14 protein-coding genes are annotated in these 13,363 nt (G+C 66.4%); 4 read left to right on the top strand and 10 right to left on the bottom strand.

Annotated features, from left to right (window positions below):
- Nucleotides 1-43 precede the first annotated feature (43 nt).
- The 5 genes from ACW17V_RS17815 to obgE form a co-directional block, all read right to left on the bottom strand.
- Entirely contained in the window at nucleotides 44-445 is a 402-nt protein-coding gene (locus ACW17V_RS17815) for an MAPEG family protein (RefSeq protein WP_492106382.1), read from the bottom strand.
- An 84-nt stretch (nucleotides 446-529) separates the two neighbouring features.
- Nucleotides 530-2,359: a M14 family metallopeptidase gene (locus ACW17V_RS17810; protein ID WP_492106381.1), complete on the bottom strand. Its 1,830-nt coding sequence runs from the start codon at nucleotides 2,357-2,359 to the stop codon at nucleotides 530-532.
- A gap of 19 nt (nucleotides 2,360-2,378) precedes the next feature.
- Nucleotides 2,379-3,914, bottom strand: coding sequence for a UbiD family decarboxylase (locus ACW17V_RS17805; protein ID WP_492106380.1), 1,536 nt, complete (start codon nucleotides 3,912-3,914; stop codon nucleotides 2,379-2,381).
- A 51-nt stretch (nucleotides 3,915-3,965) separates the two neighbouring features.
- Nucleotides 3,966-5,102 carry a glutamate 5-kinase gene (proB, locus tag ACW17V_RS17800; protein ID WP_492106379.1) on the bottom strand — a complete coding sequence of 379 codons (1,137 nt, stop codon included), beginning with the start codon at nucleotides 5,100-5,102 and terminating at the stop codon, nucleotides 3,966-3,968.
- Nucleotides 5,099-6,163: a GTPase ObgE gene (gene obgE / locus ACW17V_RS17795; protein WP_492106378.1), complete on the bottom strand. Its 1,065-nt coding sequence runs from the start codon at nucleotides 6,161-6,163 to the stop codon at nucleotides 5,099-5,101. The genes proB and obgE overlap by 4 nt, the downstream gene beginning before the upstream one ends.
- Before the next feature lie 173 nt (nucleotides 6,164-6,336).
- Between obgE and ACW17V_RS17790 the strand changes: the two genes are divergently transcribed.
- Nucleotides 6,337-7,296 carry a hypothetical protein gene (locus ACW17V_RS17790; protein ID WP_492106377.1) on the top strand — a complete coding sequence of 320 codons (960 nt, stop codon included), beginning with the start codon at nucleotides 6,337-6,339 and terminating at the stop codon, nucleotides 7,294-7,296.
- Nucleotides 7,297-7,402: 106 nt separating this feature from the next.
- Here the strand turns inward: ACW17V_RS17790 and ACW17V_RS17785 are convergent, their stop codons facing one another.
- The 3 genes from ACW17V_RS17785 to rplU form a co-directional block, all read right to left on the bottom strand.
- Entirely contained in the window at nucleotides 7,403-7,936 is a 534-nt protein-coding gene (locus ACW17V_RS17785) for a GNAT family N-acetyltransferase (protein ID WP_492106376.1), read from the bottom strand.
- 191 nt (nucleotides 7,937-8,127) lie between these two features.
- Complete coding sequence (rpmA, locus tag ACW17V_RS17780) at nucleotides 8,128-8,397, bottom strand: 50S ribosomal protein L27 (protein ID WP_492106375.1); 270 nt, start codon at nucleotides 8,395-8,397, stop codon at nucleotides 8,128-8,130.
- A gap of 31 nt (nucleotides 8,398-8,428) precedes the next feature.
- Nucleotides 8,429-8,986: a 50S ribosomal protein L21 gene (gene rplU / locus ACW17V_RS17775; RefSeq protein WP_492106374.1), complete on the bottom strand. Its 558-nt coding sequence runs from the start codon at nucleotides 8,984-8,986 to the stop codon at nucleotides 8,429-8,431.
- A gap of 198 nt (nucleotides 8,987-9,184) precedes the next feature.
- On the opposite strand from rplU, the gene ACW17V_RS17770 reads away from it, so the two are divergent.
- Nucleotides 9,185-9,814: a hypothetical protein gene (locus ACW17V_RS17770; protein WP_492106373.1), complete on the top strand. Its 630-nt coding sequence runs from the start codon at nucleotides 9,185-9,187 to the stop codon at nucleotides 9,812-9,814.
- Nucleotides 9,815-9,858: 44 nt separating this feature from the next.
- Nucleotides 9,859-10,968 carry a CobW family GTP-binding protein gene (locus ACW17V_RS17765; RefSeq protein WP_492106372.1) on the top strand — a complete coding sequence of 370 codons (1,110 nt, stop codon included), beginning with the start codon at nucleotides 9,859-9,861 and terminating at the stop codon, nucleotides 10,966-10,968.
- A gap of 1 nt (nucleotide 10,969) precedes the next feature.
- Here the strand turns inward: ACW17V_RS17765 and ACW17V_RS17760 are convergent, their stop codons facing one another.
- Nucleotides 10,970-11,857, bottom strand: coding sequence for an EF-hand domain-containing protein (locus ACW17V_RS17760; protein ID WP_492106371.1), 888 nt, complete (start codon nucleotides 11,855-11,857; stop codon nucleotides 10,970-10,972).
- A gap of 181 nt (nucleotides 11,858-12,038) precedes the next feature.
- Here ACW17V_RS17760 and ACW17V_RS17755 point away from each other — a divergent pair, with 181 nt between their 5' ends.
- Nucleotides 12,039-12,200, top strand: a complete 162-nt coding sequence (locus ACW17V_RS17755) for a hypothetical protein (protein WP_492106370.1) — start codon at nucleotides 12,039-12,041, stop codon at nucleotides 12,198-12,200.
- Here ACW17V_RS17755 and ACW17V_RS17750 read toward each other — a convergent pair.
- The gene (locus ACW17V_RS17750; protein ID WP_492106369.1) at nucleotides 12,193-13,335 is read right to left on the bottom strand and encodes an acyltransferase family protein; all 1,143 of its coding nucleotides are present in this window, start codon (nucleotides 13,333-13,335) and stop codon (nucleotides 12,193-12,195) included. The two genes, ACW17V_RS17755 and ACW17V_RS17750, sit on opposite strands and share 8 nt — an antisense overlap.
- Between the last annotated feature and the right edge of the window lie 28 nt (nucleotides 13,336-13,363).

The following is a 13,363-nucleotide window of genomic DNA, read 5'->3' as shown; positions in this document are numbered from 1 at the left end:
GACGAGGGCGGCGGCCCCGGGCAAGCGCGGCGCGCTCGCCGCGTCAGGCGATGGCGTAGAACAGCAGGGCCACGCCGACGAAGATATAGGCCAGCCAGGTCGCCACCATGCCGATGGCGCGCGGGATCGAGGCGCCGCCGCTGTTGGACAGGCCCACGGCGTGAACCAGACGGCCGGAAAACAGCACGAAGCCCGCGACGTGGATCGCCAGCGGCGGAGCTTCCACAATGGCCAGGACGGCGATGGCGATCAGGGCGGTGGGAACATATTCGCTGGCGTTGCCGAAGGCGCGGATGGCGCGGGCCAGTTCGGGGATGCCTTCGTCGCCCAGCGCCACCTTGTGCTTCTGGCGCAGACGCACGACCAGCAACGACAGGGTCAGCATCAGGAAGACATGCAGTCCGGCCCAGAGGGCGGCGGCGTGACCCGAAGTGATCGTATCCATCAGAGAACCTTGCAATTTTAACCACGCCGGGCGCGCGAGGCGGCATAAAAGCCCTCTCGCGCGCCGGCATGCAAGCGATCTGCCTTATTGGGCGAGTTCCCGGGCGATCGGATAGAGCAGGTGGCGATCGTCATAGAAGGGCGTGCGGCGATAGAACCAGCCCAGGCGCGCCTCCGGATCGGCGGCGAACTTGGGCTCGGTGGCCAGCTTGGCCTCGAACTCGGCCTTCAGCGCCGGGTCCGCCGCCAGCATCTTCTCGGCCAGGGGCGCGATGGCGTAGCCCTCGATATATTCGACGCGGCTCAGCACCTCGGGAACCATGCCCCAGGCAAAGAAGCTCTCGCTGGACTTCGGCTCCAGCAGCAGAACGGCCAGGTCGCCCAGCGGCTGGTCGGTCGGCACGCGCACCGAACCGGCCGGGAAGGTCCAGTCGCGGGTTTCCGTCGCAACCTGGGTGACGGTGATCTGGACGTGGCCCTCGTTGGCGCGGGTCGCGAGCTTGGGGTCGGTCAGGCGCAGCATCTCGACCGGCAGGGTCTTTGAGGCGGCCAGCGGTTCAACCGTCACGCCATGCAGCTTCAGACGCTCGATCAGGTCCTTGCGATAGCTGGGGACCCAATAGGCGGCGGGGCGCTTGAGGGTCAGGGTGGGGCGCGAGCCATAGAAGGGCAGGGACCAGATCTGAGGATCGGGCTTGCCCAGCCAGCGGATCTCGGTCCTGCCCGACGCCGGGCTCTCATAGGTTTCGTAGAGGATGCCCTTGAAGGCGCGGGTGGCGCTGGGCTTGTCCTCGGCCACGAAGTTGGCGGGGATTTCAGCTGGGCGCTGAGCGCGGTCCGCGTCGATCGCGGCGCGGAGGCTCTCGCCCTTCTCCGCCAGCAGCGTCATCGCCGTCTCCAGGAACACATAGGTTCCCAGCACGCGCTGGGCGTGGGGCTTGAGGCTGTGGTTCTCGATCAGGATGGTCGGGATGTGGGCCGCCGAACCCCAGCCGTTCGAGTACCGCTCGCCCAGACCGCCGTCCGAAAGGCCAGCCTTGGGGCCATGCTCTTCGATGCCGAACACCAGCTCGCCGGGAATATGGCCTTGGGCTTCCAGGCCGTCGTTCATCGCCGGTTTGAAGGTTCCGTCCAGCCATTTGGCGATGGCCGGCGAGCGCGACCAGACGCCGTTCTCGCCGTTGTAGCCGTAGGTGACGTCGTACTGGTAATCCATGCCGTCGGTGACGTGGATGTCGACATAGAGATCGGCGTGATACTTCGCCTGCAGGGCCTTCAGCGCCTGCATCTCCGGCTGGTCCAGCTTCATGAAGTCGCGGTTGAGGTTCTGGTTGGTCGCCGTGTTGCGCCAGCCCTGGATGCGTGGCCCGCGCTGGTTGGGACGGCTGTAGGCGCCGGAACGCTCATGGCCGTCGACGCTGAGGATCGGGATCAGGATCAGGTTGACCTTGTCGAGCAGGGCGCCCTTGCCGTTGAAGGCGATGTCGCGCAGCAGCATCATGCCCGCGTCCTTGCCGTCGATCTCGCCGGGATGGATGCCGGCCTGGGCCAGCAGAAGCGGCTTCTTCGGATCGAGCTTCGCGCCATCCTTCGACGCGATCACCGCATAGATCGGCCGGCCTTCGGGCGAGACGCCGAACTCCTCAATGCGGATCAGGCTCGAGGCCTTGTCCAGCCGGTCGAACCATTTGCGGGTCTCGACATAGCTGGGGCTGAAGTCATGGGCCGGATCGGCCTCGAACGCCGTCACCCACGGATCGGACGCGTCGCGCAGCAGGGCCTGGCTCGCGCCCTGCCACTGCGGGGCGGGCGGCAGAAAGGCTTCGTCCCAGGGGGCTTTCGCGGAAGGGGTCTGGGCCATGGCCGTACTCGTCATCAAAAGCGCGGCCAGGGCCGCAAGGGTGGATTTCAGCATCTAACGCCCCCGGACAGAATTATTTCGGCTTCCAGATCGGGCTGCCATCCCCCGGCAGGCCCAGCCGGGCCCACTTCTCGCTCACCGTATCGATCACCGACTGGTCCATGCGGATTTCCTGACCCCACTCGCGATGGGTCTCGGGCGGCAGCTTGTCGGTGGCGTCCAGGCCGATCTTCGACCCCAGGCCGCTCTCTGGGCTGGCGAAGTCGAGATAGTCGATGGGCGTGTGCTCGATCACCGTGATGTCCCGCGCCGGGTCCATCTTGGTGGAGATCGCCCACATGACGTCCTTCCAGTCGCGGGCGTTGATGTCGTGGTCCACGACGATCACCCACTTGGTATACATGAACTGGCGCAGATAGCTCCAGACGCCCAGCATCACGCGCTTGGCGTGGCCCGGATAGGCCTTCTTCATCGAGACCACGGCGATGCGGTAGCTGCAGCCCTCGGGCGGCAGCCAGAAGTCGACGATCTCGGGAAACTGCTGGCGCAGCAGCGGGATGAACACCTCGTTGAGCGCCTCGCCCAGCACCGAGGGCTCGTCCGGCGGCCGGCCGGTGAAGGTGGTCAGGTAGATCGGGTTCCTGCGCATGGTGATCGCGGTCACCTGGAAGACCGGGAACTTCTCGACGCTGTTGTAATAGCCGGTGTGGTCGCCATAGGGGCCTTCGTCCGCGTACTCGTCGAGCAGGACATGGCCTTCCAGCACGATCTCGGCGTGGGCGGGCACCATCAGCGGCACGGTCTTGGCGGCCACGAGGTCGACCTTGGCCCCGCGCAGCAGGCCGGCGAACTGGTATTCGCTCAGGGTGTCGGGCACCGGCGTCACGGCGGCCAGGATGGTGCCGGGATCGGCGCCCAGCACGGCGCAGGCGGGCAGGGGCTCGCGCTTGCCGGCCTGCTTATGGCGGGCATAGTGCTGGGCCCCGCCGCGATGGGCCAGCCAGCGCATGATGCAGCGGTCCTTGCCCAGCACCTGCATGCGATAGATGCCGAGATTGAAGTCGTCCTCGCGGTCCTTGCCCGGGCCCTTGGTGACGATCAGCGGCCAGGTGATCAGCGGGGCGGGCTCGCCGGGCCAGCAGGTCTGGACGGGCAGTTTGGAGAGGTCGATGTCATCGCCGGTCAGGACGATTTCCTGCACCGGGGCCTTCTTCACCGTGCCCGGCCGCATGGCCATCACGGTCTTGGCCAGGGGCAGCATGTCCAGGGCGTCTTTCAGACCCTTGGGCGGCGCCGGCTGGCGCAGAAAGGCCAACAGCTCGCCGACTTCGCGCAGCTCGCCGGCGGTGGTGCGCGGCTCGCCGCCCAGGGTGACGCCCATGGCCACCCGCTTGACGGTGCCAAACAGGTTGGCCAGGGCCGGCATCGGCGAGGGCGTGCCGTCAGGCAGGATGACGTTCTCGAACAGCACGGCGGGCCCGCCGGTGGCCAGCAGACGGGTCTGGATCTCGGTCATCTCCAGCACGGTGGAGACCGGCTCCTTGACCCGGATGAGCTCGCCCTGCGCCTCGAGGACGTCGATGAATTCGCGCAAGGACCGATAGGCCATCTGAGTCTCCGGATCGTTTCGGTCTAGCTACGTCCAGACCGCTGCAGCGGATTAGTCTGAAACCGCCAGGTCGTCGGCGTGGATCATCGGGCCTTCGGTGAAGCCGAGTTCGGCCTCGATGGCGTCGGAGCGAAGGCCGGCGATGCGGTGGGCGTCGGCGCTGTCATAGCGGATCAGGCCCCGAGCCACTTCGCGGCCGGTCTCGTCGCGCACCCGAACGGCGTCGCCCTTGTCGAACGGCCCTTCGACGGCGCGGACGCCCGCGGCCAGCAGGCTCTTGCCCCTGGCCAGGGCGGCGGCGGCGCCGGCGTCGACCGAGACCCAGCCCTGCGGGGCGAGGCTGCCGGCGATCCAGGCCTTGTAGGCGGCTGCGGGGCTGGCGCCGGCCTCGATCAGGGTGGCCTTGCCGCCCTCCTCGATGGCCTTCAGCGGATGGGGGCGCGAGCCCAGGGTGATCAGGGTGGCGCAGCCGGCCGCGCGGGCGATGCGGGCGGCGGCGATCTTGGTGGCCATGCCGCCGGTGCCGACACCCGAGGCGGCGTTGGCGCCCCCGGCCATGGCCTCGATCTGCGGGGTGATCTCGGAAATCGTCGCCAGATGGGTCGCGCCGGGATCGCGGCGGGGGTCAGCGGTGTAGAGCCCGTCGATGTCGGACAGCAGAACCAGCAGGTCCGCTCCGGCCAGCTGGGCGACGCGGGCGGCCAGACGGTCGTTGTCGCCGTAGCGGATTTCCTCGGTGACGACGGTGTCGTTCTCGTTGACCACCGGCACGACGCCCAGACCCAGCAGGGTCTCGACCGTGGCGCGGGCGTTCAGCCAGCGACGGCGGGTCTCGGTGTCGTCGCGGGTCATCAGGATCTGGGCGACGCCGATATCGTGCGGCTCGAACGCCTCTTCCCAGGCCCGCATCAGCAGCGACTGGCCGGCCGCCGCGGCGGCCTGCTTTTCAGGCAGGGTCAGCGACTTGCGACCGGTCAGCCCCAGGCGACGGCGGCCCAGGGCGACAGCGCCTGATGACACCACCACGACCTGCTGACCCCGGGCGCGCAGACGCGCGGCGTCGTCGCAGAAGGCCTTCAGCCAGGCATGGTTGGCCGCGCCCGTGTCGGCGTCGACCAGCAGGGCCGAGCCGACCTTGAAGACGATGCGCTTTGCCGACGCCAGTGGCCCGGCGGTAGCCTGGCTCACGGCTTCCAGCCCCCGGGGGTCTCCGGGATGTGGTCTTCTTCCTCGTCGATTTCCTCGACCTCGTCGCCGCGACGGACGCGGACCTCGCGATAGGCGGCGCGGAGCATGTCCTTGACGCCCTTGCCGGAGACGCCGGAGACGAGGCGCGGCGTGACGCCGGCCACGGCCTCAAGCTCGGCGACTTTCTCGGCGATCGTGTCTTCGTCGAGGGCGTCAACCTTGTTCAGGGCCAGGATCTCGGACTTGTCGCCCAGCTCGTCGCCATAGGCTTCAAGCTCACCCCGGATGGTGGTCCAGGCGCCGGCGACGTCTTCCTGGGTGGCGTCGACCAGATGGATCAGCACCGCCGACCGTTCGACGTGGCCCAGGAAGCGGGTGCCCAGGCCGGCGCCTTCCGACGCGCCCTCGATCAGGCCGGGAATGTCGGCCAGCACGAACCGTTCGCTGGTCGACAGGTCGACCACGCCCAGGTTCGGCGTCAGGGTGGTGAAGGGATAGTCGGCGATCTTCGGCTTGGCGGCCGTGGCGGCGGCCAGGAAGGTCGACTTGCCGGCGTTGGGCAGGCCCACCAGGCCGACGTCGGCGATCAGCTTCAGTCGCAGCCAGATCCAGCGTTCCTCGCCTTCCTGGCCGGGATTGGCGTATTTCGGGGCCTGATTGACCGGGCCCTTGAAGTGCAGGTTGCCCCATCCGCCGTTGCCCCCCTGGCACAGGCGCACCATCATGCCAGCCGTGTCGAGGTCGGCGATCAGGGTTTCCTTGTCCTCCTCCAGCACCTGGGTGCCGACGGGGACTTTCAGGGTGATGTCCGCGCCCGCCGCGCCATGGCGCCCGCGGCCCATGCCGTGGATCCCGGTCTCTGCCTTGAAGTGCTGCTGGTAGCGGTAGTCGATCAGGGTGTTGAGGCCGTCCACGGCCTCGATCCAGATGTCGCCGCCCCGGCCGCCGTCGCCACCGTCGGGGCCGCCATATTCAATGTACTTCTCGCGTCGGAACGAGACCGCGCCGCCGCCGCCGTTGCCGGAGCGGATAAAGATCTTGCACTGGTCCAGAAATTTCATCTGCGTCTTTTGTCGCAAGGCGCCTGCCGCGTCGAGCCGAAATGGCGTCGCAAGCCCCCAAGCGGTCAATCAGAACACTGTTCGCTCCTGTGACGAAATGTTAAAACACGTTGTGCGACAAAGAGTCTTGCAGCGAAACCACCGTTTTGGCGCGGTGGAATGGGAGGCTGGCGTTGACCACGACACAGGGCGATGGAGAGGAACTTGCGAAGGACCTGCGGGACCTGACGCTCCAGACGCTTTGCAAAAAGTATGCTGGTGAAGCCTCGATCCACCGCAACATTCTGATGAGCCGCGGCACGGGCGTGACCGGGACCTGGCGCGACTTCCGCGCTTTTCTCACCGATATCGGCGAGCGACCCAGCCCCGATCATGGTCTGGTCCTGATCAATCGGCATGAGCGCACCTACGGCCCTGGCCGAGCGCGCTGGATGACCGCCGAGGAACAGGCGGCTCACGAGATCGAATTCGACCGCGAGCGCGCGGAGAAGCAGCGCGAAGAGCAGCTGCTGATGCACCAGGCCGCCGCGATGAAGCGCGCCAAGGATCCCAAGGCCGCCTCGTTTGGCCAGTGGACGCCGATGCAGGGCCAGCAGGTGGCCTATAGCGACGTCGCCAAGAAGCTGAACATTCCGATTACGGCCCTGTCCAAGACCATGGCCGACGGCCGCTCGGCCGACGAACTGATCAAGCGCGCCTCTTCGGCGGGCGAACTGATCAATCAGGACGCCACCTGGCTGCCGCCGGACCCCAAGCGCAAGGCGGGCTTCTTCGAAGCCTTCCGGATCTGGCACATGCAGGTCCAGCCCCAGTTCAGCCGCGCCGCCACCCCGACCTTCCTGTTCCTCTACATCGCCCTGCCGGTGATGAAGCAGTGCCGGGACGAGCTGATGGACCTGGATCTCTGGAACCCGCTGGGCCAGAGGGCGATGAGCGCGCGCGACAGCCACGCCGCATGGAAGAAGTACTGCGAGTTCATGCCCCGGGCGCAGGTGGCGCTGATGGAAATCCCCATCTACGCCACCTATTCGCTGCTGTCGGACCTGGACGCTCTGTGCGAGCGCATCGTGACGGCCGAAAAGCGGTTCCGCGAAGGCGCGCAGAAGGTCATCGCGACCCACCGCGCGGCCTAGAGCGAAACGCGCGATACAAGAATCGCGTGCTTCGCTCTAGCTTTTTGTTTTCGCATCGTTTTTGCGGAAAACCGGCATCCACTTTTCCGCACGATGCTCTAGGGAACTAGGCCAGCCACACCATCATCCGCGTCGCCGCCGGCTCGCCGCGCGCGACGGACGGCTTCATCTCGACGACGCCCGTATAGAGAAAGCCGGCCTTGATCAGCACCTGGCCCGAGGCGGGGTTGTCGGCGAAGTGGCCGGCGACCACCAGCTTCTTGCGCCAGTCCTGCCTGGCCCAACGCAGCGCGCCCTGACAGGCCTCGGTGGCCAGGCCCCGACCCCAAAAGGGTTTGCCGATCCAGTAGCCGATCTCCAGGTGGCCATCCGGCGGCGTGAACAGGCCCAGCACGCCGATGACGCCCTCGTCTTCCAGGTCAATGGCGAAGGTGTTGTCGCGACGGCGGTCCTGCGCCTGGCAGCGGCCGACAAAGTCTTCGGCGTCCCTGCGGCCATAGGGCCAAGGCATGCGGGTGGTCATGCGCGCGATGTCGCGCTCGCCGCCCAGGGTCACCAGGCGCTGGACGTCGGACATCGCCGGCGCACGCAGCGTGATCCGCCGCGTCTCGATGATCGGACTGCTATCGATGACGCACATTGTACGCCTCCCGGTTTCTCGGCCCCTCTTTGCTCGGGGACCGTGACGCCGCCATGGCGATTCGGTGCTTCATGGCGTCGCAGGCAAAACAAAAGCGGGGAGCCCGGCGTTTCCCGGACTCCCCGCTTAGGTTCGTCTGTCCGGGTCGTCTTCTCGGCTGAGAAGCACGACCCGAAAAAGTCGAGTGCGTACTACTCGGCGGCCTGCGCCTTGGGCGCGATCGTTACGTAGGTGCGGTTATGCTTCTTGGTCACGAACTTCACCGCGCCTTCGACCAGCGCGAAGAGGGTGTGATCCTTGCCGATGCCGACACCGGCGCCCGGCCAGAACTTCGTACCGCGTTGACGGATGATGATGTTGCCGGCGAGGACCTTCTCGCCGCCGAACTTCTTCACGCCAAGGCGGCGGCCGTCGGAGTCGCGACCGTTGCTGGACGAGCCGCCTGATTTCTTGTGAGCCATCTTGCTCTCCTGATCCTAGAGGCGCAGCCGCTTAGGCTTCGCCGTCTTCCTTGGCGGCGGCCTTCTTCGGCGCTGCCTTTTTCTTGGGGGCGGCTTCGGTGGTCGCTTCAGCGGCGACCTTGGGGGCCTTGGCGGCCTTCACGGTCGGCTCAGCGGCCTTGGCGGTCGGGATCGACGCGACGTTCGAGACCGCGGCGTCGCCGAGGCCGCGAGCGCGGGCGTTGAGGATGAGCTTCGGGGTCAGGTCGACGACGCCGTCCCACTTGGCTTCCTTGCCGGCACCGGCCACCGACGTCACGCGCAGGACCGTTTCGGTCTGGCGGTGACCGCGGGTGCGGCGATAGCCCTGACGGCGGATCTTCTTGAAGATCTTCACCTTCTCACCCTTGCGGGTTTCGATCAGGGTGGCGTTGACGACAGCGCCATCCACCATGGGGGCGCCGACCGTCACGGCCTCGCCTTCGCCAAGCATCAGGACTTCGCCGAAAGCGACTTCCGAGCCCGGTTCACCGTCGAGCTTTTCGACAACCAGCAGATCGCCGGCTTGGACCCGGTACTGCTTGCCGCCGGTTTTGATCACCGCGTACATAGGTTAGCGCCTTAAGAAACGTGCGTTCGCAAAATAGGGAACGCCCGCAAGGAAACCCGGCGGGCGAGGGGGCGGACTTATACAGCCGGTCGATCATGAGTCAACGGTCTCGGACAGATTCCTGGCCATGAAACGCTGCCGCTCCAGAAGATGGATTCAGGCTGGAACGTTACAATATAACAGTATATAGCCTTCAGCGTGAATTCGACCTTCTTCGCCTCGATCGCCGCCACGGGTTTCGCCGTGGCTTTTCTGCATGCGGCCCTGCCAACCCATTGGCTGCCGTTCGTGCTGGTTGGCCGTGCTCAGAAGTGGTCGACGGGCCGCACCCTGGGCGTGACCCTGCTCGCAGGGCTCGGCCATGTGAGCCTGACGATCCTGCTGGGCCTGGCCCTGGTGGTCGCGGGCCTGGCCCTGCAGCCCAGCCTCGGCGGTGTCTTCCACTGGATCGTCGGCGGTCTGATGGTGGCGGTCGGCGTCTTCTATATCGTACGCGGGCGGCACAACCACGCCCTGCCCGAGGCCAGCCGTCGCGCCTACAGCTCCGACAGGGCCGCCATCGCGGCTCTGGTCACCCTGCTGACCCTTTCGCCCTGCGAGGCCTTCCTGCCCTACTATCTGGCCGGCATGGAGCATGGCTGGCAGGCCTTCCTGCTGCTGAGCCTGGTGCTGCTGGCGGCGACGTCGGCGGGCATGCTGATCTTCACCGGCCTCAGCCTGGCCGGCTTCAACCGGCTGGGGCTGCAATGGGTCGAACGCTACGAGGAAACCATCCTCGGCGCGGCCCTGATTCTGGTCGGTCTGGCCGTGGCCTTCCTCAAGACCTGACGCGGGTGCTTTCGCCGGGGCGCTGGACCTCCTAAATAGCGGCCATGACCCAGACTCCCGCTGCCACCGGCAAGATCCCCGTCACCGTGCTGACCGGCTATCTCGGCGCCGGCAAGACCACCCTGCTCAACCGCATCCTGACCGAGGCGCACGGCAAGCGCTACGCCGTGATCGTCAACGAATTTGGCGAGATCGGCATCGACAACGACCTGGTGGTCGGCGCCGACGAAGAAGTCTTCGAGATGAACAATGGCTGCGTCTGCTGCACGGTGCGCGGCGACCTGATCCGGGTTCTGTCGGGCCTGATGAAACGCAAGGGCGGCTTCGACGCCATTATCGTCGAGACCACCGGCCTGGCCGATCCCGGCCCGGTGGCCCAGACCTTCTTCGTCGACGAGGACGTCAAGGCCCGCACCCAGCTGGATTCGGTCACCGCCGTCGTCGACGCCAAGCACATCATGCTGCGGCTGAGCGACAGCCGCGAAGCGGTCGAGCAGATCGCCTTCGCCGACCAGATCGTGCTGAACAAGACCGACCTGGTCTCGGAAGACGACCTGCGCCATGTCGAGGCCCGGATCCGTCGCATTAATCCGCTGGCCCCGATCCACCGCGCCCAGCGCTCGAACGTCCCGCTGGACGCCATCCTGGGCAAGCACAGCTTCGACCTGGAGCGGATCACCGAGCTTGAGCCCCAGTTTCTGAACCCGGCGCACGGCGAGGCGGGTCACGTGCACGACGAACACTGCGACCACGACCACGGGCATGACCATGGTCACGTCCATGACGAGCATTGCGGGCATGATCACCACAGCCACGACCACCATCATGGCCACGACCACGCCAGCGCCATCCACGACGATGGCGTCAAGGGCATCTCCCTGACGCTGGACAAGCCCGTGGATGGCCAGAAGATCACCGTCTGGCTCAACGACCTGCTGGCCCGTCGCGGTCCCGACATCCTGCGCGCCAAGGGCATCATCGACGTCCAGGGCGAGGAGCGCCGCCTGGTCTTCCAGGCCGTGCACATGATCCTGGAAGGCGACTTCCAGCGCCCCTGGACCGACAAGGACAAGCGTTACAGCCGCATGGTCTTCATCGGCCGCGATCTGGACGAGGCCGAACTGAAGGCCGGCTTCGAGGCCTGCGCCGCCTAGTCTAGGCGATGACGCTGGCGCTGGCGGGCTTGGTTTCCAGGCCCGCCAGGATCTGCTTCATCAGCCGCGCGGAGAGCGTGTCGGTTATCGCCATGCTGTCAAACTCCGCCCGGGCATTGTCGCGATAGGCGGTGACCTCACGATCCAGCAGTTTGTAGGTTCCCTCGGGACCGGACATCCGCTCGGCCCAGTCCGCGTCCTGCTGCTGGCGGATACGCTGCTTTTCCTCCGCCGAATAGATGATGGGTTCGGGCATCGGATTGGCCGGGTTGAGCGCGTTATGGTTCGCCCTGACCTCAAGCCAGTGTTGTTGATGCTCGGGGGGCATCTCGTCGAAGAACGCCGCCTTGAGCTTGAGGGGCTGGCTGGAACCGCTGCTGATTTCTTCGGGCGCGATCAGTCCGTCCTGATTGGCGTCCCGCGGGACAAAGATCGGGCCCGAGATGAAGCCCGCATCAAGATTGGCTGCGCGGCGCAGGGCGCCTTCGGCTTTCATCTCGTCGCTGGATAGGAAGCCATCGCCATCGACGTCGGCGCGGGCGAACAGTGCTTTGACCGCCTCTGACGGCTGTCCGGACGCCGGGCGGTCCAACGCGCCTTCAGCGACCTTGCCGTCATCAGGGGCGGCAGAGGTTTGGGTCGCGATCATCGCACCGATCGTTTCACTGGCGAACGACAGGGCTGACCCTGTCATTTCCGCCCGAACGATCTTGCCGTCGTGGTCGCCATCCAAGGCCTTGAACGCCTCGGCAAAAATGGCGTCGTCACCTTTTGCCCCGGTCGCCTTGATCTCATCCAGCGAGAGCGCCGCACTTTTGTCGATGTCGAGATGGTCGAAAAGGCGCTGATAAAGCTGCTGATTCAGCGCACTGCTTTGGATTGAAGTCATTCGAGCCCTCCAAGCCGCATCCTGCGACGAGCGGGTCGAGCAAAAAGCGCGCCAAGGTTGCTTAACGGCTTGGCGCCGTGATCGACCGCTTCGGCGAACGATGGCCCCGGCCTTGCGATCTCACCCACGAACACCGGCGTTCCGAGCCAAATTGAAACGCCGGTCTCGAGGAGTGGGGAAGATGACGAAGATTCTCGACACCACCGGACGCGTGGCCACGGCCCTGGGCCTGGCCGCGAGCGCGCTGGTCTGGCTGATGCTGCTGCCGCTGTGCGCTGTGTGGTTCCTTCTGGTCTCGGCCTTTGGACCCCAGGCGGAACGTCAGGCTGGGAGCGCTAGCTGACCGCCTCGGCCGCGCGGTCCGGGGGGATCGACGCGGCCTTTGACGCGATCGTCCGTTTGGGCGTGACGAACGGCTTGAGCTTCTGTGCGGGCATGAAGACGAACCGGTAGCTGAGCTCGGCGAAGATCCACGACAGGGCGACCACGAAGGGCAGGGCCTGCAGCTGGGTGATCCGGGGGGCGTTCTCGATGATCCCCGTGAAGCCCACGATCATGCCGCCCAGGGTCAGGGCCAACATGTGCCACAGATAGGCGGCGTAGGATCGCCGACCCATCCAGCGCAGCGGCGCGATCTCCAGAAGCTTGACCAGGCCGCCCAGTTGCGGGGCGACGACCAGCGGCAGGACGATGCCGACCAGGGCCAGGCCCTGGACCGAATAGCGCAGGGTCTCGCGGAAGATCGGGTCGCGATAGGCCAGGGAGGCCAGCATCAGGGCCGCGCCCGCGCCAAACACCATCCAGCCGCGACGCTTGATGAAATCCATGGCCGCCGGCCAGGCGCGGTCGATGACCGCCGCCAGACAGCCCCAGGCGATCGAGTCGATCCGGCTCTCGGTGGCCTTGTAGGTATAGACCTCCGGCGCATGCAGCACGGTCAGGGCGTAGGTCCGCCAGGCGGCCGCCCCGATGATCGCCACCAGGAACAGCACCGCCATGCGGCGCGGAACAAAGCCGCACAGCAACAGGGCCAGCGGCATGACGAGATAGAAGTGCTCCTCGACGGCCAGCGACCACAGGTGTCCGGTGACGGCGCAGTTGGCGCAGTCGCCCATCCCGCTGATGATATAATAGTTGGTCCAGTAGGTCATGCCGGCCAGGGCCTGCAGGGGCTGCATCGGCTGGTTCAGCAGTGGGCCGACGATGAAGGTCAGGACCAGCAGCAGCACCAGCATCTCGGGCAGCAGGCGCAGGGTCCGGCGGCCGTAGAAGCGGAGCAGGTCGACGCCGCCGTTGGCGTCGCGCTCGGCCCACAGCAGCCGGGTGATCAGAAAGCCGCTGATGAAAAAGAAGATGGTCACGCCCATCCCGCCGGGGATCAGGTCGCCCAGGCCTACATGGCCCAGGATCACCATGCTGACCGAAGCCGCCCTCAGCCCGTCAAGGCCGGCGACATAGTCCTTGTGATGACCGCTCATGAGCGACCCCTCCGCGCAACGTGCGGTC

Source organism: Caulobacter sp. FV2ye17ST (assembly GCF_058680955.1).
The sequence above is the reverse complement of the archived record's forward strand: the minus strand, read 5'-3'. Positions and strand labels throughout refer to the sequence as shown.

Coding starts and splice junctions, on each gene's coding strand:
- ACW17V_RS17815 (WP_492106382.1), bottom strand. CDS start 445: ATGGATACGATCACTTCGGGTCACGCCGCCGCCCTCTGGGCCGGACTG.
- ACW17V_RS17810 (WP_492106381.1), bottom strand. CDS start 2,359: ATGCTGAAATCCACCCTTGCGGCCCTGGCCGCGCTTTTGATGACGAGT.
- ACW17V_RS17805 (WP_492106380.1), bottom strand. CDS start 3,914: ATGGCCTATCGGTCCTTGCGCGAATTCATCGACGTCCTCGAGGCGCAG.
- obgE (WP_492106378.1), bottom strand. CDS start 6,163: ATGAAATTTCTGGACCAGTGCAAGATCTTTATCCGCTCCGGCAACGGC.
- ACW17V_RS17785 (WP_492106376.1), bottom strand. CDS start 7,936: ATGTGCGTCATCGATAGCAGTCCGATCATCGAGACGCGGCGGATCACG.
- rpmA (WP_492106375.1), bottom strand. CDS start 8,397: ATGGCTCACAAGAAATCAGGCGGCTCGTCCAGCAACGGTCGCGACTCC.
- rplU (WP_492106374.1), bottom strand. CDS start 8,986: ATGTACGCGGTGATCAAAACCGGCGGCAAGCAGTACCGGGTCCAAGCC.
- ACW17V_RS17765 (WP_492106372.1), top strand. CDS start 9,859: ATGACCCAGACTCCCGCTGCCACCGGCAAGATCCCCGTCACCGTGCTG.
- ACW17V_RS17760 (WP_492106371.1), bottom strand. CDS start 11,857: ATGACTTCAATCCAAAGCAGTGCGCTGAATCAGCAGCTTTATCAGCGC.
- ACW17V_RS17755 (WP_492106370.1), top strand. CDS start 12,039: ATGACGAAGATTCTCGACACCACCGGACGCGTGGCCACGGCCCTGGGC.
- ACW17V_RS17750 (WP_492106369.1), bottom strand. CDS start 13,335: ATGAGCGGTCATCACAAGGACTATGTCGCCGGCCTTGACGGGCTGAGG.